22 protein-coding genes are annotated in these 21,960 nt (G+C 68.1%); 16 read left to right on the plus strand and 6 right to left on the minus strand.

Translation table 11 applies throughout. The features are described 5' to 3' along the window. The first annotated feature begins 28 nt into the window (after positions 1-28). Together AB0H76_RS27165 and AB0H76_RS27170 are read left to right on the plus strand one after the other, a co-directional pair. Positions 29-1,678 carry an acyl-CoA synthetase gene (locus AB0H76_RS27165; RefSeq protein WP_357329442.1) on the plus strand — a complete coding sequence of 550 codons (1,650 nt, stop codon included), beginning with the start codon at positions 29-31 and terminating at the stop codon, positions 1,676-1,678. Positions 1,679-1,760: 82 nt separating this feature from the next. Further along, on the plus strand, positions 1,761-2,597 hold the full coding sequence (locus tag AB0H76_RS27170) for an acyl-CoA thioesterase domain-containing protein (RefSeq protein WP_357329444.1): 837 nt from the start codon (positions 1,761-1,763) through the stop codon (positions 2,595-2,597). Positions 2,598-2,650: 53 nt separating this feature from the next. Here AB0H76_RS27170 and AB0H76_RS27175 read toward each other — a convergent pair whose 3' ends face one another. Further along, positions 2,651-3,832, minus strand: coding sequence for an FAD-dependent monooxygenase (locus AB0H76_RS27175; protein ID WP_357329445.1), 1,182 nt, complete (start codon positions 3,830-3,832; stop codon positions 2,651-2,653). Between the two features lie 101 nt (positions 3,833-3,933). Here AB0H76_RS27175 and AB0H76_RS27180 point away from each other — a divergent pair, with 101 nt between their 5' ends. Then, positions 3,934-4,518 (plus strand): TetR family transcriptional regulator, encoded by a 585-nt coding sequence (locus tag AB0H76_RS27180; RefSeq protein ID WP_357329447.1) that lies wholly within the window; start codon positions 3,934-3,936, stop codon positions 4,516-4,518. A 6-nt stretch (positions 4,519-4,524) separates the two neighbouring features. On the opposite strand, the gene AB0H76_RS27185 is transcribed toward AB0H76_RS27180, so the two are convergent. Next, the gene (locus tag AB0H76_RS27185) at positions 4,525-4,992 is read right to left on the minus strand and encodes a MarR family winged helix-turn-helix transcriptional regulator (protein ID WP_357329449.1); all 468 of its coding nucleotides are present in this window, start codon (positions 4,990-4,992) and stop codon (positions 4,525-4,527) included. Positions 4,993-5,021: 29 nt separating this feature from the next. On the opposite strand from AB0H76_RS27185, the gene AB0H76_RS27190 reads away from it, so the two are divergent. Beyond that, positions 5,022-5,564: a cupin domain-containing protein gene (locus tag AB0H76_RS27190; RefSeq protein WP_357329451.1), complete on the plus strand. Its 543-nt coding sequence runs from the start codon at positions 5,022-5,024 to the stop codon at positions 5,562-5,564. A gap of 51 nt (positions 5,565-5,615) precedes the next feature. On the opposite strand, the gene AB0H76_RS27195 is transcribed toward AB0H76_RS27190, so the two are convergent. Further along, on the minus strand, positions 5,616-6,719 hold the full coding sequence (locus AB0H76_RS27195; RefSeq protein ID WP_357329452.1) for an acyl-CoA dehydrogenase family protein: 1,104 nt from the start codon (positions 6,717-6,719) through the stop codon (positions 5,616-5,618). A 16-nt stretch (positions 6,720-6,735) separates the two neighbouring features. Then, a complete protein-coding gene (locus AB0H76_RS27200) occupies positions 6,736-7,929 on the minus strand; it encodes an acyl-CoA dehydrogenase family protein (RefSeq protein WP_357329454.1) in 1,194 nt (397 codons plus the stop codon). A 154-nt stretch (positions 7,930-8,083) separates the two neighbouring features. On the opposite strand from AB0H76_RS27200, the gene AB0H76_RS27205 reads away from it, so the two are divergent. The 12 genes from AB0H76_RS27205 (at position 8,084) to AB0H76_RS27260 (ending at position 19,663) form a co-directional block, all read left to right on the plus strand. Beyond that, the gene (locus tag AB0H76_RS27205) at positions 8,084-8,272 is read left to right on the plus strand and encodes a ferredoxin (RefSeq protein ID WP_357329456.1); all 189 of its coding nucleotides are present in this window, start codon (positions 8,084-8,086) and stop codon (positions 8,270-8,272) included. A gap of 44 nt (positions 8,273-8,316) precedes the next feature. Further along, on the plus strand, positions 8,317-9,222 hold the full coding sequence (locus tag AB0H76_RS27210) for a 3-oxoacyl-ACP reductase (RefSeq protein ID WP_357329457.1): 906 nt from the start codon (positions 8,317-8,319) through the stop codon (positions 9,220-9,222). Positions 9,223-9,576: 354 nt separating this feature from the next. Further along, positions 9,577-10,341, plus strand: a complete 765-nt coding sequence (locus AB0H76_RS27215) for an ABC transporter permease (protein ID WP_357329459.1) — start codon at positions 9,577-9,579, stop codon at positions 10,339-10,341. A 4-nt stretch (positions 10,342-10,345) separates the two neighbouring features. Then, positions 10,346-11,197 (plus strand): ABC transporter permease, encoded by an 852-nt coding sequence (locus AB0H76_RS27220; RefSeq protein ID WP_357329461.1) that lies wholly within the window; start codon positions 10,346-10,348, stop codon positions 11,195-11,197. Positions 11,198-11,211: 14 nt separating this feature from the next. Beyond that, a complete protein-coding gene (locus AB0H76_RS27225; RefSeq protein WP_357329463.1) occupies positions 11,212-12,384 on the plus strand; it encodes an MCE family protein in 1,173 nt (390 codons plus the stop codon). Beyond that, complete coding sequence (locus AB0H76_RS27230; protein ID WP_357329465.1) at positions 12,381-13,409, plus strand: MCE family protein; 1,029 nt, start codon at positions 12,381-12,383, stop codon at positions 13,407-13,409. Before AB0H76_RS27225 ends, AB0H76_RS27230 begins: the two co-directional genes overlap by 4 nt. Beyond that, entirely contained in the window at positions 13,402-14,475 is a 1,074-nt protein-coding gene (locus tag AB0H76_RS27235) for an MCE family protein (RefSeq protein WP_357329467.1), read from the plus strand. Before AB0H76_RS27230 ends, AB0H76_RS27235 begins: the two co-directional genes overlap by 8 nt. After that, on the plus strand, positions 14,472-15,734 hold the full coding sequence (locus AB0H76_RS27240; RefSeq protein WP_357329469.1) for an MCE family protein: 1,263 nt from the start codon (positions 14,472-14,474) through the stop codon (positions 15,732-15,734). Before AB0H76_RS27235 ends, AB0H76_RS27240 begins: the two co-directional genes overlap by 4 nt. Then, complete coding sequence (locus tag AB0H76_RS27245) at positions 15,731-16,960, plus strand: MCE family protein (RefSeq protein ID WP_357329470.1); 1,230 nt, start codon at positions 15,731-15,733, stop codon at positions 16,958-16,960. The genes AB0H76_RS27240 and AB0H76_RS27245 overlap by 4 nt, the downstream gene beginning before the upstream one ends. Beyond that, the gene (locus AB0H76_RS27250; protein ID WP_357329472.1) at positions 16,957-18,384 is read left to right on the plus strand and encodes an MlaD family protein; all 1,428 of its coding nucleotides are present in this window, start codon (positions 16,957-16,959) and stop codon (positions 18,382-18,384) included. The genes AB0H76_RS27245 and AB0H76_RS27250 overlap by 4 nt, the downstream gene beginning before the upstream one ends. Then, positions 18,381-19,175 carry a hypothetical protein gene (locus AB0H76_RS27255; RefSeq protein WP_357329474.1) on the plus strand — a complete coding sequence of 265 codons (795 nt, stop codon included), beginning with the start codon at positions 18,381-18,383 and terminating at the stop codon, positions 19,173-19,175. Before AB0H76_RS27250 ends, AB0H76_RS27255 begins: the two co-directional genes overlap by 4 nt. Next, positions 19,172-19,663, plus strand: coding sequence for a h domain protein (locus tag AB0H76_RS27260; RefSeq protein ID WP_357329476.1), 492 nt, complete (start codon positions 19,172-19,174; stop codon positions 19,661-19,663). The genes AB0H76_RS27255 and AB0H76_RS27260 overlap by 4 nt, the downstream gene beginning before the upstream one ends. Here AB0H76_RS27260 and AB0H76_RS27265 read toward each other — a convergent pair. Together AB0H76_RS27265 and AB0H76_RS27270 are read right to left on the minus strand one after the other, a co-directional pair. After that, positions 19,660-21,186, minus strand: a complete 1,527-nt coding sequence (locus AB0H76_RS27265) for a HAMP domain-containing sensor histidine kinase (RefSeq protein WP_357329478.1) — start codon at positions 21,184-21,186, stop codon at positions 19,660-19,662. The two genes, AB0H76_RS27260 and AB0H76_RS27265, sit on opposite strands and share 4 nt — an antisense overlap. Beyond that, positions 21,183-21,926, minus strand: coding sequence for a response regulator transcription factor (locus AB0H76_RS27270; RefSeq protein WP_357329928.1), 744 nt, complete (start codon positions 21,924-21,926; stop codon positions 21,183-21,185). Before AB0H76_RS27270 ends, AB0H76_RS27265 begins: the two co-directional genes overlap by 4 nt. Positions 21,927-21,960 lie beyond the last annotated feature (34 nt).

Genomic DNA, 21,960 nt, shown 5'->3' on the forward strand with positions numbered 1-21,960 from the left:
GGACAGTAACACGTTCTATTTTAGGCCTGTGAGCTACAACATAGCGGACCTTGTCGAACACGCCATCGACCTCATGCCGGATCGCGTCGCGCTGGTCGACGACGCCCGCGAGGTGACTTACGCACAGCTCGAGGAGCAGGCCAATAAATTGGCCCACTACCTGCTGGAACATGGTGTCCAGCAGGGTGACAAGGTGGGCCTCTACTCGCGCAACACCATCGAGGCCGTCATCGCCATGGTCGCGGTCTTCAAGGCCCGTGCGGTGTTGATCAACGTGAACTTCCGGTACGTCGAGAACGAGTTGCAATACATCTTCGACAATTCGGATATGGTCGCCCTGATTCACGAGCGTCGCTACACCGACAAAGTGGCCGCCGTGCGGCCGAACACCCCCAAGCTGGGAACCGTCATCGTCGTCGACGACGATACGACCGGCACCGTCGCGACCGCAGCGGATTCGGTGGATTTCAGCACCGTGCTCGCCGAGTCCTCCGGTGCGCGTGACTTCGGCGAACGCTCCGGCGACGACGTCTTCATGCTCTACACCGGCGGCACCACCGGCCTGCCCAAGGGCGTGATGTGGCGCCAGGAGGACTGGTGGCGCGTGCTCGGCGGCGGCATCAACTTCGTCACCGGCGATCGCATCGAGGACGAGTGGCAGCAGGCCAAGACCGGCGCCGGCAACGCGCAGATGGTGCGCTACCCGATCCCGCCGCTGATCCACGGCGGGTCGCAGTGCGCGGTGCTGCACGCCATGTTCGACGGCGGCAAGGCGATCATGCTGCCGGAGTTCAGCGGCCACGGCGTGTGGCAGGCCATCGATCAGCACACCGTGAACCTGATCTTCATCACCGGTGACGCCATGGCCCGCCCGATGCTGGACGCGCTGAAGGAGGGCAACCCGAAAACCGGTGAGCCCTACAAGCATTCGACCCTGTGGGCGATGGCCTCCAGCGCGGCGCTGTTCTCGCCGACGCTCAAGGACCAGTTCATGGAAGAGCTGCCCAACACCATGATCACCGACTCGATCGGCTCCTCGGAGACCGGTTTCGGCGGTCTGTCGGTGGTCACCAAGGGGCAGACCCACACCGGCGGCCCGCGGGTGAAGATCGACGCCTCCACCGAGGTGCTCGACGACGACGGCAACCCGGTGCAGCCCGGCTCCGGCCAGATCGGCTTCATCGCGCGCAAGGGCCACATCCCGCTCGGCTACTACGGCGACGAGGCCAAGACCAAGGCGACGTTCAAGGAGTTCAACGGGATTCGCTACTCCATCCCCGGCGACTACGCCCGGGTGGAGGACGACGGCAGCGTCACCATGCTGGGCCGCGGCTCGGTCAGCATCAACAGCGGCGGCGAGAAGATCTACCCCGAGGAGGTCGAGGGCGCGCTGAAGATGCACCCCGAGGTCTTCGATGCCCTGGTCGTCGGCGTGCCGGATGAGCGCTGGGGCCAGCGGGTCACGGCGGTGGTGCAGTGCCGCGGCGACAAGCGCCCGACGCTCGAGGATCTGCGCCCGATCCTGAACAAGGAGATCTCGGCCTACAAGCTGCCGCGCAGCCTGTGGTTCGTCGACGAGATCAAGCGCTCGCCCGCGGGCAAGCCGGACTACCGCTGGGCCAAGGAGCAGACCGAGCTCCGCCCGGCCGACGAACACGCCGAAGCCAGCAGCAAGTAAGTTCGGCTAAAGGATCACCGGACGAGGGCCGTCGCGTGAGCGGCGGCCCTCGCCCGTTTCGCCGCCGGAACGGAGAACGAACATGGCAGAGTTGCCGCCCCTGGCCTTCTTCGAGGCCACGGCCGACGGTTTCGAACCGTTGCCGTTCGCGCAGAGCGCCTGGTCGCCCACCATGATCAACGGGCCGGCCGTCTGCGGTCTGCTGGCCCGGGAGCTGGAGAACGCGCACTGTCCCGCGGGCTTCCTGCCGTCCCGGCTGACCGTCGACATGTTCCGGCCGGCCCAGAAGGTGACCACGACCGTGACGACCGAGGTCGTCCGCACGGGCAACCGGATCGTGGTGGCCGATGCCGTCCTGCATCAGAACGGCAAGGCGGTGGCCCGGGCGTCGGCGGTCTTCCTGAAGCTCTCGGAGCAGCCGCCGGGTGAGCGGTGGACCCGGGCCGAGGCGCCGCAGCCGCCGGACGTGCCGCCCGCCGAGGGCCCGACCGTGCCGTGGTGGAACAGCAGCGACCGGCCCGACGGCTGGACCAATCGGATCAGCGACCACCAGAACGACGGCCACAAGAAGATGTGGCAGACCCCGATTTCCGCGGTTCTCGGTGAGGCGCCGTCGGCGTTCGTGGGCGCGGCCGTCATCGGTGAGTCGACCAGCCTGCTGACCAACTGGGGCACCGAGGGCGTCGGCTTCATCAACGCCGACCTCACCATCGTGCTGGCGCGGGCCTCGGAGGGCTTGGAAATCGGCCTGGAGGCCGAGAACCACCTCACTGCCGACGGCGTGGCCGTCGGCAGCGCGACCCTGTTCGATCGCCGCGGCTCCTTCGGCACCTGTGTGGTGACGGCGCTGTCGAACGCCGAGCGCGCGGTCAACTTCGGCAAGGGATATCGCCACCCGGCGGAAATCGCCGCGCAGTAGGCACTTCGACCGCGAAAAGGCCCGCCGGACTCGATCCGGCGGGCCTTTCGTGCTCAGCGGGTCTGTAGCTCCGCGATGCGGAACGCCAGCTTGGTGCGGACCGCGGGAATGCGGGTGACCAGCGACATCACGGTGTTGCGCAGCAGCCGGGCCGGGCGCGGGCGAAGCGTCGCCATCCGGGTCATCCGGTCGGTGAAGGCGACGACACCCAGCGCGACCGGGCGGCGGGTGGTTTCGTAGTCGTCCAGGATGGTCTGCGGCTCACCGTTGATGACGCGGGCTACGAGCGGGCCAAGGAACGCGGCGTCCTGGATGCCGGTGTTCATGCCCTGGCCGCCCGCCGGGCTGTGCACGTGGGCGGCGTCGCCCGCGAGCAGGACGCGGCCCGCACGGTACTTGTCGGCCACCCGGTGATGCACCCGGAAGCGCGAGCTCCACAGCACCTCGGTGACTTTCACGTCGCCGCCGGGGCCGCGCTTGTCGAGGATCGCCTGGATATCGGTGACGGTCGGATGTTCGGGAGCCTCGTCCAGGGTGGCGACCACGCGGTAGCGATCGGGCTGATCGGCATCGGGGAGCGGCGCGACGACCGTGACGCCCTCCGGCGAAAGATGCAGCGCCACTTCGTTCCTGGCGATCGGCCAGGTCATCCGGACGTCGGCGAGCACGAACGACTCCGGGTAGGTGGCGCCGGTGAAACCGATGCCCGCCTGCTCGCGGACCACGCTGTGCATGCCGTCGGTCCCGATCACGTAGTCGGCCCGGATGGTTCCGGTGGCACCGCTATCGTCGGTGTATTCGACTGTCACACCGGCATTTTCGTCGGCGACCCGGGTGACCTGGTAGGGCCGCCGCACCTGCCCGCCCAGCTTGTGCAGCCGGTCCAGCAGCACCTGCTCGGTGGTGTCCTGCGGCACCATCAGGGTGTACGGGTAGGCGGTGGGGAGCCCGCCGAACTCGATCCGCGCCAGCGACCGCGCCCCGTCGTGCACGCGGAAGGTCGGCACCACGATGCCGCGGCCGATCAGGTCTTCGGCGAGGCCGAGCTCTTCGAGCACCTCGAGGGTGCGGGCGTGCACCACGGCGGCTCGGGAAGTGTTGGCGCCCTCGGCGAGCCGATCCAGCAGCAGGAAGTCCACACCGGCGCCGGCGAGGGTGATCGCCGCCGTGAGGCCGGCGGGCCCGGCGCCCACGATGACGACGGCGGTGGTCTGGGGGAGCGGGCTGGTGTTCATGGTGGAACTCCTAAGTCAACATCTGTTTGCCAACGCTTGTTGACTTAAAGGTAAATCGGGCGCCTTGGATTGTCAACAGTTGTTGGCCTACAATCGTTGGCATGAACGTGGAGCCTGATCAGACGCCTGCCCGCCGGTCCGACGGCACCCGTGCGGCCATCCTCGAAGCGGCCCGGGCACGCTTCGCCGCCGAAGGCTTCCGCAAGGCGACCATCCGCGCCATCGCCGCCGACGCGACCATCGACCCGTCCATGGTCATGCGCTACTTCGGCAACAAGGACGGCCTGTTCGCCGCCGCGGTCGACATCGATCTGGACCTGCCCGACCTGTCGGCCGCCGATCCGGACACCCTGGGCGAGTTGCTGATTCGCCGCTTCCTGGCGATCTGGGAGGAGCCGCCGGGCAACGAGGTCATGCTCACGCTGCTCCGCACCGCCATCACCGACGACGCCCTGGCCGACCGCGCCCGCGCCGTCTTCGCCGAACAGGTCCTGCCCGCCGTCCTGCGCTACGGCGACCCCGCCGACGCTCCGCGCCGCAGCGGTCTCATCGCCAGCCAGCTCCTCGGCCTGGCCCTCTGCCGGCACGTACTGCGGCTGCCCCCGGTCGTCGCCATGACGTCCGAGCAGCTCGTCATCGATATCGCCCCCACACTCCAGCGCTACCTGACCTCGAAACACGGCTGAGCGCGCTCAGGATGGCGGGATTCGGCGTTTCCCGGAAGGTGTGCTGGCGGAGAACATGTCGCCGGATCGGGTGAGCAGCGATCGTAGGTCGCCGAGACCGTCCGGGCCGAGGACGTGGCCGAGCTGGGTTTCGATGGCTCGGATGTGCCCGGCAGCGGCGTCCAAGGCGGCCCGGCCGCGGTCGGTGAGGATGACCAACCGGCCGCGGCGGTCGGCCGGATCCACCTGACGTTCGACGTAGCCGCGGCGTTCCAGGTGGGTGATCAGCTCGCCCATCGACTGCTGGGTCATGCCCGCCGCCTCCGCGAGGGTGCTGATGCGGGAGCCGGCGGGATCGAGGTAGCGGAACACCGCGTAGTGCGCGGGCCGCAGATCGTCGTACCGGTCCGCGCGTAAGCGGCTGTTCAGCTCCTGCTCGAAGGCCTGCGTCGTCTGTACCAGCAGCTTCAGCAAGGTGGGGTCGCCTATTGACACAATACGAAGGTTACCTTCATATTTGAGCCATGGATAGTCTCACCTTCCGCAGTGGTCACCGCGTCACCTTCGTCGAAGCGGGCACGGACGAGCGGGGGCGCTATCTCCGGCTTGCGCATGTGCTTCCGGAGGGCAGGCAGGCCGGGCCGCACTGGCATCCGGTGCTGGCCGAATCGTGGACGGTCCGGCGCGGTCGGCTGCGCTTCCGCATCGACGGCGCGGAAGTAGTGGCGGGGCCGGGTGATTCGGCCGCCGCCCCGGCCGGGGTGGTGCACGAGTTCTGGTCCGAGGAGCCGGGCTCGATCATCGATCACGAGATCCGCCCGCCGCTGCGGCACTGGGAGATGTTCCGGCTGTGGCAGGCGCTGGACGCGGCCGGCAAGACCACGAAAGGCGGTGTGCCGCGCGACCCGCTGGCCCTCGCGCTGCTGTGGGACTACCAGGACGGCTATCTCGGCGGCATCCCCGCCGGTCTGCAACGCGCCGTTCTCGGCGGCCTGGCCCGGCTGGCCCGCAGGCTCGGCTACGAGCGCCGCTGGCTCCCGGCGGAAGCGCCGAACCACGCTGTGTGACAGACGAAAACGGCCCGGCGGTGGATACCGCCGGGCCGCTCGTGTGCGAGATCAGGCCGGGTTGGCCAAGGCCGCGCCGAGGGCGCGCAGGTGGTCGGTGCCGGCGCCGAGCGCGAATTCGTTGTGCTTGGCGGCGGTGAAGTAGTTGTGCACGATGTGATCGCGGTCGATGCCGACGCCGCCGTGCACGTGCACGAGGGTGTGCGCCACCCGGTGACCGGCATCGGCGGCCCAGAACTTGGCGGTGTGCACCGCCTCTGTGCTCGGCAGGCCTTCCGACAGCCGCCAGGCGGCCTGGGTGACCGCCAGGCGCAGGCCCTGGATGTCGATGTAGGCGTCGGCCAGGCGCTGGGCGACGGCCTGGAAGGCGCCGATGGGCTTGCCGAACTGCTCGCGTTCGCGGGCGTAGTCGGCGACCAGCTCCAGGGACCGCTCCAGGGTGCCGAGCTGCTGGGCGGCCAGGCCGATCCAGGAGCGGGTCAGGATCCAATCCAGGATTTCCGCGCCGGATTCCACGGTGCCGACCAATTCGGCCGGGGTGTCGTGCAATTCGAGCTCGAACTCGGCGCTGAAGTCCACGACCTGCTGCGCGGTCGCGGTGACCGAGTCGTCGGCCGGGTCGACCAGGAACAGGGCCGGCACGCCGGAGACGGTGGCGGGCACCAGGACTCGGGCGGCCCGGTCGGCGAAGGGGACGGTGGTCTTGGCGCCGGTCAGCCGCCAGCCGCCGTCCGCCTCGTGCGCCACGGTGGTGGGCTTGGCGGGCTCCCAGTTGTGTACCTCGGAGAGCGCGGCGGTGAGGATGACCTCGCCGGCCGCGGCCTTGCGGGCCCAATCCTGCTGCGCCGCCGAACCGTACGCGGCCAGCGCGCCCGCGCCGACCACGATCGAGGACAGGTAGGGCACGGCCGCGACGGCCTTACCGAGTTCGCGCAGCACCGAGGTCTGCTCCAGGATGCCGAAATCGCCGCCGCCCAGCGTCTCCGGCAGCGCCGCCGCCAGTACTCCGGTGTCGGCGAGCGAGGTCCACAGCGCCGCGTCGAAGCGGCCCGCGGCGTCGAGTTCGCGCAGCCGATCGGCGGTGACCAGCTTGCCGACCACCTCCGCGGTCAGGCCGGCCAGATCGTTCTGGGCTTCGGTGGGAGTGAAATCCATTGGTATTCCCCTGTTCTCAGCGCGCCGAGGCCGGCTGGCGCAGCGCGGTCATGGCGATGATGTCGCGCTGGACTTCGTTGGTGCCGCCGCCGAAGGTCAGGATCAGCGCGGCCCGGTGCATGCGCTCGAGGCGACCGCGCAGCTCGGAGCCGGGGGAGTCCTGGCGCAGGTAGGCCTGCGGTCCGAGGACCTCCATCAGCAGGCGATAGGCCTCGGTGGACAGCTCGGTGCCGTAGACCTTGCAGGTGGAGGCGTCCCACATCTTCGGTGCGGCGTCGCCGCCGTGGTCGGCGCCGCTGGCGACCTGCCAGTTGAGCAGCTTGAGGTACTCCACCTTGGCGTAGACCTTGGCCAGGTTGATCTGCACCCATTCCTGGTCGATCACGCGATTGCCGTTGGCGGCCTTGGTTTCCCGCGCCCACTCGACGGCCTGGTTCAGCGCCAGTTGCAGCGGGCCCGCCGAGGTGAGCGCGACGCGCTCGTGGTTGAGCTGGTTGGTGACCAGCGACCAGCCGCCGTTCTCCGGGCCGACCAGCGAGCTCACCGGGACGCGCACGTCCTGGTAGTAGGTGGCGCTGGTATCCGGGCCGGCCATGGTGTGCACCGGGGTCCAGGAGAAGCCCTCGGCGCTGGTCGGCACGATGAGCATGCTGATGCCCTTGTGCTTCTTGGCCGTCGGGTCGGTGCGCACGGCCAGCCAGACGTAGTCGGCGTAGGCGATGAGGCTGGTCCACATCTTCTGGCCGTTGATGATGTAGTCGTCGCCGTCGCGCACCGCGGAGGTGCGCAGGCTGGCCAGGTCGGTGCCCGAGCCGGGCTCGGAATAGCCGATGGCGAAATGCAATTCGCCCGCGGCGATCTTCGGCAGGAAGAACTTCTTCTGCTCTTCGCTGCCGTAGTGCATGATGGTCGGCGCGACGGAGTTGATGGTCAGGAACGGTACCGGGGCGCCGGCGACGGCTGCCTCGTCGGTGAAGATGAGCTGATCCATTGTGGTGCGATCCTGGCCGCCGTACTCTTTTGGCCAGGCCATGGTGAGCCAGCCGTCCTTGCCCATCTGCTGGACGACTTCGCGATAGACATTGCCCTCCCCGTACTCACCGGTGGTAGAGCTCAGCGCCGCCCGGCGCTCCGGTGTGATGAGCCGCGCGAAGTAGTCGCGCAGTTCGGCGCGAAGCTCCTCCTGCTGCGGCGTGTACGCAATGCGCATGGCAGTACCTCAGCCTTCAGTTGAATCAAGTAAACCTGATGATTGCATATCGACTGAAACATGTTCCAGTATTGACGGTGGATCCGATTGATGGCGGCACAGCCCGCCGCCATCGCCTATAGGCTCCGAGCGAGGCTCGAGCAAAGGAGTAACCATGAAGGTCGCAGTCGATTTCGACCAGTGCGAAGCGAACGGAATCTGTGTCGGATTCGCCCCCGACGTGTTCGAACTCGATGACGAGGATCAGCTGCACGTCCTGGTCGACGATATTCCGGCCGACCAGCTCGAGGACGTCAAGGACGCGGTCGCCCAGTGCCCGAAGGCCGCGCTGAAGCTGATCTGATCGATGCTTGCCAGCTAACAGGAACACGTTCTAGAGTCGGCCCGGTGAGCACTGAAACTAACTTGGCGGGCAAAGTCGCGATCGTCACCGGCTCCGGTGCCGGCCTGGGTAAGGCGGAAGCACTCGCCTTGGCCGCGGCGGGCGCCTCGGTGGTGGTCAACGATCTCGCCGAGAGCGACGCGGTCGCCGAAACCCTCGCCGAGATCAGGGCTTTGGGCGCGAAGGCGGAGTTCGTGGCGGGCAGTATCGCCGAGCGGAGCACCGCCGACGCGCTGCTCCGCACCGCCGAGGAGTCCTTCGGCAGTGTCGACATCGTGGTGAACAACGCGGGCATCACCCGCGACAAGATGTTGTTCAACATGTCCGACGAGGACTTCGACGCGGTGATCGCGGTGCATCTGCGCGGCCACTTCCTGCTCACCCGCAACGCGGCCGCCTACTGGCGCGGCAAGTCCAAGGCGGCGGGCGCGCCGGTCTACGGCCGCCTGATCAACACCTCGTCCGAGGCCGGGCTGCTGGGTCCGGCGGGCCAGGGCAACTACGGCGCCGCGAAGGCGGGCATCACCGCTTTGACCCTGACCGCGGCGCGGGCGCTCGCGCAGTACGGCGTGCGCGCCAACGCGATCGCCCCGCGCGCTCGCACCGCCATGACCGAGGCGGTCTTCTCCGACGCGCCCGAAGGCGCGGTCGACCCGCTGTCCCCGGAGCACGTGGCCCGTCTGGTCGCCTACCTGGCCGCGCCGGCCGCCGAGGCGGTCAGCGGGCAGTTGTTCGTGGTCTACGGGCCGATGGTGGCACTGATGGCGGCCCCGGTGGTGGAGCAGCGCTTCGACGCCGCGGGCGCGGAATGGGGCGCGGGCGACCTCGCGGCGACCCTGAGCGGCTACTTCGCCGACCGTCCCGCCGACCGGACATTCTCGGCGGGCCCCGCCCTGAGCGAGTTGGGCTAACGCACAACGCGGTTGGGCTTCCTGCCAAGTTTGCGGTGGTCAGCGGCTCGCGGCGAGTTGCTGATCGTTGGCGAGACGGCTGATCGCAACCTGATCATCTGTCCAACTGTTGATCACCGCACCCGACTTTGTTAGACATGGGTGTCAACGTGTGTGACGGCTCACAAAGGTCGAAGCAGGCAAAACTGACACACGTTTCAAATACATAGGCTGATTATGGGGAAAAGTGCACTTCGAAAGTGACAAAAACCTCGCGGCCACTAAGTGAACATGTTCTAATCATTCCGGCGATGCGGCCCTCGGGTGGGGCCGTGCCGTCAGCAATACGTGCACGTTGAGCAAGGAGGATCGCGAATGAACGAGGTCCTTGCCGTGCCGTTGCGGGCAGTCGGAGGGTTCTTCGAACTTGTTGCCGACGTCGCCCGGGCGAGCATCCGCAGGCCCTTCCAAGCGCGTGAGTTCATCGATCAGTCCTGGTTCATCGCGCGCGTTTCCATCGTGCCGACCCTGCTGGTCGCGATTCCGTTCACCGTTCTGGTGAGCTTCACGCTGAACATCCTGTTGCGCGAGATCGGCGCCGCCGACCTCAGTGGCGCGGGCGCGGCCTTCGGCGCCGTCACACAGATCGGCCCCATGGTTACCGTGCTGATCGTCGCCGGCGCCGGCGCCACCGCGGTCTGCGCGGACCTCGGCGCCCGCACGATCCGCGAAGAGATCGACGCCATGCGCGTACTCGGTATCGACCCGATCCATCGTCTGGTGGTGCCGCGCGTGCTGGCCTCGATGTTCGTGGCGCTGCTGCTGAACAGCCTGGTGTGCACCATCGGCATCGTCGGCGGGTTCCTGTTCTCGGTGTACCTGCAGGACGTCAACCCCGGTTCGTTCGTCAACGGCATCACGCTGCTGACCCACCTGCCCGAGCTGATCATCTCCGAGGTGAAGGCCGGGCTGTTCGGGCTGATCGCCGGGCTGGTGGCCTGTTACCTCGGCCTGAACGTCAAAGGCGGACCCAAGAGTGTCGGTGATGCGGTGAACCAGACCGTTGTCTTCGCGTTCATGGCCTTGTTCGTGGTCAACGTCGTGGCCACCGCGGTCGGCATCAAGTTCGCGGCGCGGTGATTCGATGGCTTTCGTAATCTCCTCGCGCTTCCCGAAGGCGGTCCGCCGGGCCCGGCGGATGTCGGACTCGCTGGACTCGATCGGCAAGCAGGCGATGTTCTACGGCGAGACCGTGGCCTCGCTGCCGCGCGCCCTGCTGCACTACCGCACCGAGACCGTCCGCCTGATCGCCGAGATCGCCATGGGCTCGGGCGCTTTGGCGGTGATCGGCGGCACCGTGGTGATCGTCGGGTTCCTCACGCTGTTCGCCGGCGGCACCATCGCGGTGCAGGGCTACAGCTCGCTCGGCAATATCGGCGTCGAGGCCCTGACCGGCTTCTTCTCCGCGTTCATCAACGTACGCATCGCGGCGCCGGTGATCTCCGGGATCGGCCTGGCGGCCACCATCGGCGCGGGTTCGACCGCGCAGCTGGGCGCCATGCGGGTCTCGGAGGAGATCGACGCGCTCGAGACCATGGCCATCCGGCCGGTGCCGTATCTGGTCGGCACCCGGGTGCTGGCCGGGATGATCGCGATCATCCCGCTCTACGCGCTCGCAGTGATCGCCTCGTTCCTGGCCGCGCGGTTCGCCACCGTGGTCATCTACGGGCAGTCGGCCGGCGTCTACGACCACTACTTCTCGACCTTCCTGATCCCGAGCGACATTCTCTGGTCGTTCGCGCAGGCGATCCTGATGGCGTTGGCCGTCATGATGATTCACACCTACTACGGCTTTACGGCCGCGGGCGGCCCGGTGGGCGTCGGCATCGCGGTCGGCAATGCGGTGCGTGCCTCGCTGGTCGCGGTGGTCACGGTGACCCTGCTGGTGTCGCTGGCCATCTACGGCACCTCCGGCAACTTCCACCTCTCCGGATAAGCGGTATGGGAACCATGAAGCTCAAATTGGCCGGCGCCGCAATGGTGCTCACGCTGGCCGCCCTCGTCGCGTTGGCGATGGTCATGTTCGCGGGTGGGTTCACCTCGACCGAGACCGTCACCATCACCGCGCCGCGCAGCGGCCTGGTGCTCGACACCGATGCCAAGGTGAAGGTGCGCGGCGTCGAGATCGGCCGGGTCGCCTCGGTCGAGCACTCGAACGAGTCCGCGCGACTACGCCTGGAGATCGACCCCGATCAGCTCAAATTGGTGCCCGACAACGCGACGGTGGATATTCGTTCCACCACCGTGTTCGGCGCCAAGTACGTGAATTTCATTGTTCCGGAACAGCCTTCGAAATCCGCGCTGCGGCCGGGCGCGATCATCGCCGCCTCGAAGGTGACCGTCGAATTCAACACCCTGTTCCAGCATCTGACCGACCTGCTGGCCAAGGTGGAGCCGGACAAGCTGAACGCGACCATGGCCGCGCTGGGCACCGCGCTGGAGGGCCGGGGCCAGAAGCTGGGCGAGCTGATGTCGACCAGCAACTCCTACCTGCGCGACACCCTGAACCCGTATCTGCCCACCCTGCAACAGGATCTGGGCAAGACCGCCGAGGTCACCGGCATCTACGGCGACACCGCCCAGGACTTCCTGGCCGTGATGAACAACGCCACCACCACCAGCCGCACCTTCGCCGAGGAGGCCGGCAACGTCGACGAGCTGCTGACCAACGTGATCGGCCTGGCCGACACCACCGGTTCGGTGCTGCGCGACAACGAGACCCGGCTGATCACGGCGCTGGATCTGATGACGCCGACCGTTCAGCTGCTCTACGACTACAACCCCGCCACCGAATGCCTGATCAACGGCATCGGCGAGCTGATGCCGCTGGCCGAGGAGATCTTCGGCGGGATGTACGACGGCGTCGGCATGAACACCAACTTCCAGCTGGGCTCCAAGCCCTACACCTATCCGAACGACCTGCCGAAGGTGAACGCCACCGGCGGCCCGCACTGCGCGGGCGTGACCAATCGGACGCCGGAGAGTCATTCCGACTACGTCGTCACCGACACCAGCGAGGGCGGCCCGTACGTGCCGAACGCGACACCGCCGCGCTTCCACGAGAACCAGCCCAAGGTCTTCCAAATTCTGTTCGCTGGCCTGCCGGGGGTGCCGAAGCCGTGAAAAACACCGCGACGACAGTAAAATTGGCGATCTTCACGCTGGTGATGACGCTGATCTTCGCCGGCCTGGTGGTCGTGTTCAGTCAGATGCGTTTCTCCCGGGAGCACGGCTATCAGGCGGTGTTCACCAGTTCCTCGGGCATGCTGCCCGGCTCGAAGGTCCGCATCGCGGGCGTGCCCGTCGGCTCGGTCACCTCGGTGAAGGTCGGCAAGGACAATCTCGCGCACGTCGAATTCGATGTGGACCGCCGGTACCGGCTGCTCACCAGCACCCGCGCCACGATCAAGTACGAGAACCTGGTCGGCGACCGCTATATGGAACTGCTGGAGGGGCCGGGCACCGCGGACACCCTGCGCTCGGGCGGCACCATCGGCAAGGACAAGACCGCGCCCGCCTTGGATCTGGACATGCTGCTCGGCGGTTTCAAACCACTGCTGCGCGGACTGGATCCGGGGCAGGTCAACGACCTGACCAGCGCGCTGCTGCAGATCTTCCAGGGCCAGGGCGGCACCCTGGTGTCGCTGCTGAACAGCGGCGGCTCCTTCGCCAAGACGCTGTCCGAGCGGGACCAGCTGATCGGCAACGTGATCAACAACCTGAACACGGTGCTGGCCACGATCGATCAGCGCGGGGACCAATTCGCCACCACGCTGGACGAATTGCAGCGCCTGATCACCGGTCTGTCGGAGAACAAGGATCCGATCGGCGACGCGATCCCGCGCATCGCGGGCGCCACCGGCGACCTGACCGACCTGCTGGCCCAGGCCCGGCCGGATCTGGCGGGCACCATCGGCAATCTCGGGCGCCTGTCCACCAACCTCGACAACGGCAGCGACACCCTGGACTGGGTGCTCGAGCGACTGCCCGACACCTACAAGAAGCTGATCCGGATCGGCTCCTACGGCTCGTTCCTGCAGCTCTACATCTGCGGCACCTGGTTGCTCGTGGACGGACCGGACGGCAAGCCGATCGAGATGACCCTGCCGGGCGGGCAGACGACCGGAAGGTGTGCCAGCGATGGCTGAATCCAAGAGATCTCCGGCCATCACCATCGGAGTCGTCGGCATCGTGGTCGCGGTGTGTATCTCGCTGACGGCGTTGCAGTTCACACAGCTGCCCTTCATCCGCGGCGGCGCGAACTTCACCGCGTACTTCGCCGACGCCGGCGGGCTGGTGCCCGGCGACGCGGTGCAGGTCGCGGGCGTGCGCACCGGCGAGGTCGACAAGGTCGAGCTGGACGGCGCGAAAGTGCTGGTGAAGTTCAGCCTGGACGAGGCGATCGTGCTGGGGGACAAGTCCTCGGCCGCGATCAAGACGAACACGGTGCTCGGGCGCAAGTCGCTCGAGGTCACCCCGGCCGGGCACGGAGCGTTGCGCGCCAAGGACACCATCCCCCTGGACCGCACCACCTCGCCGTACTCGCTCAACGACGCGCTCAGCGAATTGGGCGCGACGGTGCAGGGCCTGGACATGCAGCAGGTCGACAAGACCCTGGACGCGCTCTCGGAAACCTTCGCCGACACCCCGGCGCCGCTGCGTTCGGCGCTGGACGGGGTTACCGCGTTGTCGCGCAGCATCAATGCCCGCGACGAGGCACTCACCCAGCTGCTCACCCGGGCCCAGAGCGTCACCAAGATCCTGGCCGACCGCAGCAATCAGCTCAACGCGCTGCTGCTCGACGGCAACAACCTGCTCGGTGAGCTGGACCGCCGGCGCGCCGCCATCGGCCAGCTGATCGTGAACGTGAACGGGATCGCCCAGCAGCTGACCGGGCTGGTCAACGACAACGAGCCCCAGCTGAAGAACACGCTGGACCGGTTGAATTCGGTGCTGGCGGTGCTCGAGCGCAACAAGCAGAACATCCATGACGCGCTCGACGGCCTCGGGCCCTACGCGGCCGCGCTCGGTGAGCAGGTCGGCAGCGGCCCGTGGTTCAACGCCTACGTGGTCAACGCGACCTCGCCGGCGCTGCAGGTGCTGGCCGACGCCATGGCGTGGCCGCAGCATCTGCCCGAGAGCCTGCGCACGATGTTCCTCGAGCCGAATCCCCTCACCACCATCAGACCGTCAGAAGAGGATCCGCCGCGATGACGTTGCAGAACAAGGTCGCCAAGCTGCCGCGCTGGGTGCTGGTGGTAGCCGGTGTGCTGGTCGCCGCTCTGGTGGTGGTGGGGGTGTACAACGGCGTGGCGCGGATCGGCAAGACCACCATCACGGCGTACTTCCCGTCCACCAACGGGCTCTACGTCGGGGACGACGTGCGGGTGCTCGGGGTGAAGGTCGGCCAGATCGACGCGATCGAGCCGGGCCGGGAACGGGTCAAGGTGGACGTGACGCTGGATCGCGGCGTCGACCTGCCGGCCGACGCCAAGGCCGTGATCATCTCGCCGTCCCTGGTCTCGGCGCGATTCATCCAGCTGGCGCCGGCCTACACCGGCGGCCCGAAAATGGCCGACGATGCCGAGATCCCGATCGAGCGCACCGCGGTGCCGGTCGAATGGGACGACATCAAGGCCGAACTGTCCAAGCTGGCAACAACTCTGGGGCCGGTCGGCGACGACACGCAGGGCTCGTTCGGGCGCTTCCTCAACACCGCGGCCGACAATATCGACGGCAACGGCCAGAAGTTCCGCGACACCCTGCGCGAGCTCTCGGCGACGCTGGGCACGCTCTCCGACGGCCGCACCGACCTCTTCGGCACCGTTCGCAACCTGCAGAAGTTCGTCGAGGTGCTCTCGGCCAGCAACGAGCAGATCGTGCAGTTCGGCGGGCGCCTGGCCTCGGTCACCGACGTACTCGCCGACACCTCCTCCGATCTCGGGGCGGGGCTGGACAACCTGGATATCGCGCTGGCGGATGTAAAGCGCTTCATCGAGGGCAGCGGCGGTGAACTCACCGAGGGCATGTCGCGCCTGGCCTCGGTCACCCAGATCCTGCTGGACAAGCGGCCCGAGATCGAGCGGGTGCTGCACTCCGGCCCGACGGCGCTGGTGAACTTCTATCAGATCTACAGTCCGGCCCAGGGCACCCTCGGCGGCGCTGTCGCGCTGAACAATCCGGCCGACCCGCTCAGCTTCCTGTGCGGCTCGATCGAGGCCATCGAGAACAACGACTCCGCCCGCAGCGCCCAGCTGTGCGCGGAAATGATCGCCCCGGTGATCAGCTCGGTCGCGATGAACTACGCGCCGATCATGACCAACCCCGCGACCGGCGTGCACGCCTTCCCGAACCAGCTGGTCTACAGCCCGCCGGGGCTGGCCGGTCAGGCCGACCAGTCGGGTCAGTCCGCCCCCGAGGTGTCCGTACCCAACGGCGTTGCCGGGCTTGCCATTCCAGGAGGAACCCGATGATCGGCAATTCGCGCAGGCGCGTCGTGGCGCTCGCGCTGGGCGCCGCGGTGACGCTGTCGGTCTCCGGCTGTGAATGGGACGGGCTGAACTCGATGCCGCTGCCCGGCGCCGAAGTCGCCGACGGCGCTTACGAAGTGCGCATCCAGATGCCGAATGTCACCACCCTGACCCGGAATTCGCCGGTCCGGGTGTCGGACGTGACGGTCGGGACCGTGACCGGCATCGAGGTCGAGGGCTGGCACGCGCTGGTCACCGTCGCGCTGCACCCCGATGTGCGCCTGCCCGCCAACGCGGTGGCCAAGATCGGGCAGACCAGTCTGCTGGGCAGCAATCACGTCGAACTGGCCGAGCCGACCGACATCGCGCCGGTGGGGCAGCTCAAAGGCGGCGACATCATCCCGCTGGAGCGGGCCGGGGCCTACCCGACCACCGAGCAGGTGCTGTCCTCGCTGTCGGTGGTGCTCAACGGCGGCGGCATCTCGCAGCTGGAAACCATTACGCGCGAGCTGAATACGGCCCTGCACGGCCGCGAGAACGACATCCGCGACCTGCTGCCGCAGCTGAACACGCTGACCACCGGCCTGAACCAGCAGACCGGCGACATCATCCGGGCCATGGAGGGCCTGGACTACCTGGGCGGTCAACTGGCCGAGCAGCGCGATGTCATCGGCAAGGCCATCGACGAGATCCACCCGGCGCTCACCGTTCTGGCCGACCGCACCAAGAGCATCACCGACGCGGTCAACGCGCTCGGCGATCTCAGCGATGTCGCCGACCGGATCATCGACGCCAGCGGCGAGGACCTCAAGACCAACCTGGCCAACCTCTCGCCGATCCTGGACACGCTGTCCAACACCGGCAACAACCTCATCGAAGCGCTGAAGATCCTGCCGACCTTCCCCTTCCCGATGAAGAACATCACCAAGGCGATCAAGGGTGACTACATGAACCTGTGGATCACCGTCGACCTGACCGGAAAGCGGCTGGACGCCAACTGGCTGTCCGGCACGCCGCTCGGCGGCCGCTTCGGTGGCCCGGAAGGCGTCGTCGGCAGCTTCGCGCCCACCACCGCCACCGACGGCGGCAACCCGGCCACGGCGCCGCTGGCGCCCAGCGCCACCCCGACGCCGACCATTCCCGGTCTGCCCGCGATCCCCGGTCTGCCCGCCATTCCCGGGCTGACGGTCCCGCTGGAGAACCCCGCCCCCGCAGGAGGTCCGCGATGACGCTGACACGCTTCGTCCGGACCCAGCTCGTCATCTTCGCCGTGCTCACCGTGATCGGCCTGGTGGTCATGGGCGGGGTCTACGTGCAGGTGCCCGCGATGCTCGGCATCGGCCGCTACGACGTGACGGTGCGCCTGGCCGCCACCGGCGGGCTCTACGAGACCGCCAATGTGGCCTACCGCGGCACCAACATCGGCAAGGTGGAGGCGGTCGTGCTCACCCCGGACGGGGTCGAGGCGAAACTCTCCATCGACAGTGACCAGAAGATCCCGGTCGATGTCTTCGCCTGGGTGCGCAGCGTATCCGCGATCGGCGAGCAGTATGTCGACCTGGTGCCGGCCGAGAATCCCCAGGGCGGCAACCTCGCCGACGGCGCGGTGATCGCGCAGGATCGCACCCGGCTGCCCCAGGATGTCGGCAGCCTGCTCGACCAGAGCGACCGGCTGCTGTCCACCGTCGCCGACACCCGGCTGCGGCTGGTCATCGACGAGGCCTTCCAGGCCTTCAACGGCGCAGGCCCGGATCTGCAGCGCTTCATCGACTCGGCCGCGCTGCTGATCCAGGAGGCGAACAACAGCGCCGAGCCGACCAAGAAGCTGCTCGATCAGATCGGTCCGCTGCTGGACACCCAGATCGAATCCGACGCCGCCATCCGGTCCTGGACCCAGGACCTCGCGACGGTGACCGATCAACTGCGCCAGCATGATCCGTCGCTGCGCGGCATCCTGCGCGACGGCCCCTCGGCCATGCAGACGGTGAGCGCGCAGTTCGAGTCGCTGCGGCCCACGCTGCCGCTGCTGCTGAACAATCTGGTCAGCCTCGGGCAGGTCGGCGTCACGTATCACGCTGGGCTGGAACAGATCATGGTGGTCTTCCCGCCGCTGATCGCGGCGCTCAAGACCATCATCCGCGGCCCGTCCAAGTACGGCGCGATGGTGAATTTCCAAGCGATAGTGAATGATCCGCCCGCCTGCACCACTGGCTTCCTGACCGCGGAGGAGCGCCGCTCGCCCGCGGACCTCAGCTTCACCGACAGCCCGCCCGGGCTGTACTGCAAGGTGCCGCAGGATTCGCCGATCAGCGTGCGCGGCATCCGCAACACCCCGTGCGCGGAGTTCCCCGGCCGGCGTGCGCCGACCCCGGAGCTGTGCCGGACCGGGTACGTCCCCGAAGGCGACAACCCGCTCTACGGGCCGGTCACCCCGACCCAGCCCGCAACCGATCCGCAAACCCCGGATGTGACGCCGGTCGCACCGGCGGCCTATGGTGGCCAGACACCCGCGGCGGCTCGGAGCTACGACCCGGAAACCGGGGTGTACATCGGTACCGACGGTAGAACCTACCGGCAAGGCGATGTCGGGCCCGGCGGATCGGGCGCGATTCCGGCGAGCTGGCAGGCCATGTTCGAGGAGCAACAACGATGACCCAGAACAACGGTGAGACACCCCGCACCCGACGTCGTGCGGGCCGGGCGGCCGGGCCACCGGTCGAGGAGACCGGGTCCGCGAAGGCCACGGAAACCAGTCCCGCCGTTGCCGAGGGGCAGCCCGCTCCGCAGCAGCGGGCGTCCGAACCGACTCCGGAACCGCCCGCCGCCGACACCGCGAAGGTCGCGCTGACCAAGGACGCCGAGGCAGCGCCGACGGCCGAGACGGCAACGGTCCCCGCCGCCGCCGACTTCCTCGCATTCCCGAAGTCCGGCGACTCTCCGAAGCCCGCCCGCAAGAAGCCGGGCGCGCGCCGGATCGTGGCGGTGGCCGCGAGTGTCGTGCTGGTGCTGGCCCTCATGGTCGGCGCGGGCGTCTCGTTCTACCTGATCCACGACAACAGCGTCCGCGAGGACCGCCGGACCGAATACCTGCAGGCCGCCCGCCAGGCGGTGCTGAATCTGACCACCATCCGCGCCGACTCGGCCAAGGAAGACGTGGACCGGATCCTGGCCACCGCCTCCGGCAAGTTCAAGACCGAATTCGACGGCCGCGTCGATCCGTTCCTGCAGATCGTGCAGCAGGCCAAGGTCGTGTCCAACGGCGAGATCATCGAGGCCGCGCTGGTGCGCGACGACGAGAACCAGGCCGTGGTGCTGGTGGCCGCCAAGCAGACCCTGACCAACGCGGGCTCCAACGACCCGCAGACCCGGTTCTACCGGTTCCGGATCACCGTGAATCGCACCGATTCCGGGATGTCCGCGTCGAATGTGGAGTTCGTGGCATGAAACTCGGAACCCGCGGCCTGATCACCGCCGCCATCGCCGGGGTGCTGGTCGCCGCCGCACTGGTCATCATGGGCATCAACGGTTACCGCTATTGGGACGGCGAGCGCGTCGAACAGGCGCGCGGCGAGGTCGTCGAGGTGGCCAGCCGCTCGGTGGCCGCCATGTTCACCTACGACTTCAACACCGTCGACAAGGAACTGCCGAAGGCCGCCGACGCGCTCTCGCCGAAATTCCGCGAGGACTACCTCAAGCTGATCAACCAGGCCATCGCGCCCGGCGCCAAGGACAAGCAGCTCACCGTGCGCGCTACCGCGCAGGCCGGCGGCGTCGTCTCCGCCGAGGCCGATCACGCCGTGGTGCTGCTGTTCCTCAATCAGGTGACCACCAGCAAGGACACCCCGCAGGGCACCACCACCGGCAGTCGGGTCCGGGTCACCCTGGACAAGTCCGACAGCGGCTGGCTGGTCGACGCGGTCACGCCGGTCTAGTCCTGCTCCCGGGGCAGCCGGACGGTGAAGGTGGTGCCTTCGCCCTCCGCGCTGTCGACCGTGACCTTGCCGCGGTGCGCGGTGACCAGGGCCTGGACGATGGACAGACCCAGTCCGGTACCGCCGCTGGTGCGGGTGCGCGAGCCGTCGGTGCGATAGAAGCGTTCGAAGATGCGGGCCGCCTGATCGGCGGGGAGACCGGGGCCTGTGTCGGCGACCCGGAGCAGCACCTCGTTCGATTCCGGGGTGAGATGGACGGTGACCGCGGCCGCCGGCGGGGTGTGGGTCAGGGCGTTGTCGACGAGGTTGGCCAGGACCTGGCGCAACCGCGTCTCGTCACCGGTGATCTCCAATGTGCCCTCGCCCGAATGGACTTCGAGTTCGATCGGGCGGCGCGGGGCGTCCGGGCGGGCCGCGGCGGCGCGGGCGCGGGCGTTGTGCACGGCGTCGCTGGCCAGGGCCAGCAGGTCCACCGGGCCGAGTTCGAGGGGGCGCTGGGCGTCCAGGCGGGCCAGCATCAAGAGATCTTCCACGAGCAGGCCCATCCGCTGTGCCTCGTGCTCGATCCGGTCCATGAACCGGGCCGGATCATCATTGGCGCCTTGGCGATACAGCTCCGCGAAGCCGCGAATCGTGGTCAGCGGCGTGCGCAGTTCGTGGCTGGCGTCGGCGACGAAACGGCGCATGGTGGCCTCGGATTCGCGGGCCGAGGCCTCCGAGGCCTCGGTGGCGGCGAAGGCCGACTGGATCTGGGCGAGCATGCCGTTCAGCGATTGCGAGAGACGATCGACCTCGGTGTTGGTGCCGCGCACCGGAACCCGGCGGAACAGGTCACCGCGGGCGATGGCGGCGGCGATGTTCTCCACCCGGCCCAGCGGGCGCAGGCTGCGCTGGATGACGAAATAGGCGAGCACCGCGAGCACGGCCAGGATGGCCGCGCCGATCATCAACTGCAACATGACAAGCCGGTGCACGGTGTTGTCGTTCTGAGTGAGCGGCACCGCCACGGTGGTGGTGGTCTCGCCGGCCCGCAGCTCGAGGGCGCGCCACTGCACCGTGGCGTCGTCGAGCGAGCCGACGGTCATCGCCCGCGGCCCGTGGATCTGGGTCAGGTCCGGACGGGCATCGACGCCGAACGGCTTGAGAACGAGATCGCCGGTGCCACTGCGATTCTCGGTGACGATATAGAAGGGGCTCGGCGGGGTGCGCAGATCGACCGTCTGGCTCGGCGATGCCGGGCGCGCGATCGTCACGCGCGACATCCCGGCCTCGCGCAACTGCTGATCGGTCTGATCGAGCAGCGACTTCTCGAACGCCGAGGTGACCGCCATGCCCGAGGCAAGCAGGCCCAGCGCCGCCAGCGCGACCAGGGCCAGGACCAAGGTGATGCGCAAGGGGATCGCGCCGAACCCGCGGCCGATCGCCTGCCGCGCGCGCTGGATCCGGCCCGGCCGCGGCCGAGATGCCCTGGGCACGTAAGTCTTCCGGAAGGGCTTCGGAGCGAGCACGCGCTCGGTGCTCATCCGCGCGGCTTCCGCATCACATATCCCACGCCGCGCAGGGTGTGGATCAACCGCTGCTCACCGGTGTCGATCTTCTTGCGCAGATACGACACGTAGGTCTCCACCACGCCGACCTCGCCGCCGAAGTCGTAGCGCCACACGTGATCCAGGATCCGCGGCTTGCTCAGCACCGTGCCCGCGTTGACCATGAAGTAGCGCAGCAGCGTGAACTCGGTGGGGGACAGAGCAACCGGCTCGCCCGCCTTCCACACCTCGTGCGTGTCATCGTCCAATTCGATGTCCTCGAAGCGCAGGCGTGTGTGCACCGGTTCCGGCGAACCGTGCCCGGCGCGGCGCAGCACCACCCGCAGCCGGGCCACCACCTCTTCCAGGCTGAACGGTTTGGTGATGTAGTCGTCCGCGCCCAGGGTCAGTCCGGCCACCTTGTCCTGGACCTCGTCGCGCGCGGTCAGGAACAGCACGGGGGCGTCGACACCGTCGGCGCGCAGCCGGGGGAGCAGGCCGAAGCCGTCCATCCCCGGCATCATCACGTCGACGATCAGCGCGTCCGGCCGGAAGACGCGCGCCCGGTCCAGGGCCTGCGCGCCGTCGGCCGCCGTCTCCACCTCGAAGCCCTGATAGCGCAGGCTGACGGCGAGCAGCTCGACGATCATCGGCTCGTCATCGACGACCAGCACCCGGGCCTCGGGCGACTCGGCAGACGCAGCTCGCCCACCCGTCGCCCGACCGCCACCCCTCACTGGATCGCTTCGCGATGCTGTCACGACCTACATC

Source organism: Nocardia sp. NPDC050712, from assembly GCF_040654295.1.
GTDB lineage: Bacteria > Actinomycetota > Actinomycetes > Mycobacteriales > Mycobacteriaceae > Nocardia.

Coding starts and splice junctions, on each gene's coding strand:
- AB0H76_RS27200 (WP_357329454.1), bottom strand. CDS start 7,929: ATGCGCATTGCGTACACGCCGCAGCAGGAGGAGCTTCGCGCCGAACTG.
- AB0H76_RS27180 (WP_357329447.1), top strand. CDS start 3,934: ATGAACGTGGAGCCTGATCAGACGCCTGCCCGCCGGTCCGACGGCACC.
- AB0H76_RS27240 (WP_357329469.1), top strand. CDS start 14,472: ATGACGTTGCAGAACAAGGTCGCCAAGCTGCCGCGCTGGGTGCTGGTG.
- AB0H76_RS27170 (WP_357329444.1), top strand. CDS start 1,761: ATGGCAGAGTTGCCGCCCCTGGCCTTCTTCGAGGCCACGGCCGACGGT.
- AB0H76_RS27235 (WP_357329467.1), top strand. CDS start 13,402: ATGGCTGAATCCAAGAGATCTCCGGCCATCACCATCGGAGTCGTCGGC.
- AB0H76_RS27205 (WP_357329456.1), top strand. CDS start 8,084: ATGAAGGTCGCAGTCGATTTCGACCAGTGCGAAGCGAACGGAATCTGT.
- AB0H76_RS27215 (WP_357329459.1), top strand. CDS start 9,577: ATGAACGAGGTCCTTGCCGTGCCGTTGCGGGCAGTCGGAGGGTTCTTC.
- AB0H76_RS27195 (WP_357329452.1), bottom strand. CDS start 6,719: ATGGATTTCACTCCCACCGAAGCCCAGAACGATCTGGCCGGCCTGACC.
- AB0H76_RS27225 (WP_357329463.1), top strand. CDS start 11,212: ATGAAGCTCAAATTGGCCGGCGCCGCAATGGTGCTCACGCTGGCCGCC.
- AB0H76_RS27265 (WP_357329478.1), bottom strand. CDS start 21,186: ATGAGCACCGAGCGCGTGCTCGCTCCGAAGCCCTTCCGGAAGACTTAC.
- AB0H76_RS27255 (WP_357329474.1), top strand. CDS start 18,381: ATGACCCAGAACAACGGTGAGACACCCCGCACCCGACGTCGTGCGGGC.
- AB0H76_RS27190 (WP_357329451.1), top strand. CDS start 5,022: ATGGATAGTCTCACCTTCCGCAGTGGTCACCGCGTCACCTTCGTCGAA.
- AB0H76_RS27175 (WP_357329445.1), bottom strand. CDS start 3,832: ATGAACACCAGCCCGCTCCCCCAGACCACCGCCGTCGTCATCGTGGGC.
- AB0H76_RS27220 (WP_357329461.1), top strand. CDS start 10,346: ATGGCTTTCGTAATCTCCTCGCGCTTCCCGAAGGCGGTCCGCCGGGCC.
- AB0H76_RS27245 (WP_357329470.1), top strand. CDS start 15,731: ATGATCGGCAATTCGCGCAGGCGCGTCGTGGCGCTCGCGCTGGGCGCC.
- AB0H76_RS27250 (WP_357329472.1), top strand. CDS start 16,957: ATGACGCTGACACGCTTCGTCCGGACCCAGCTCGTCATCTTCGCCGTG.
- AB0H76_RS27260 (WP_357329476.1), top strand. CDS start 19,172: ATGAAACTCGGAACCCGCGGCCTGATCACCGCCGCCATCGCCGGGGTG.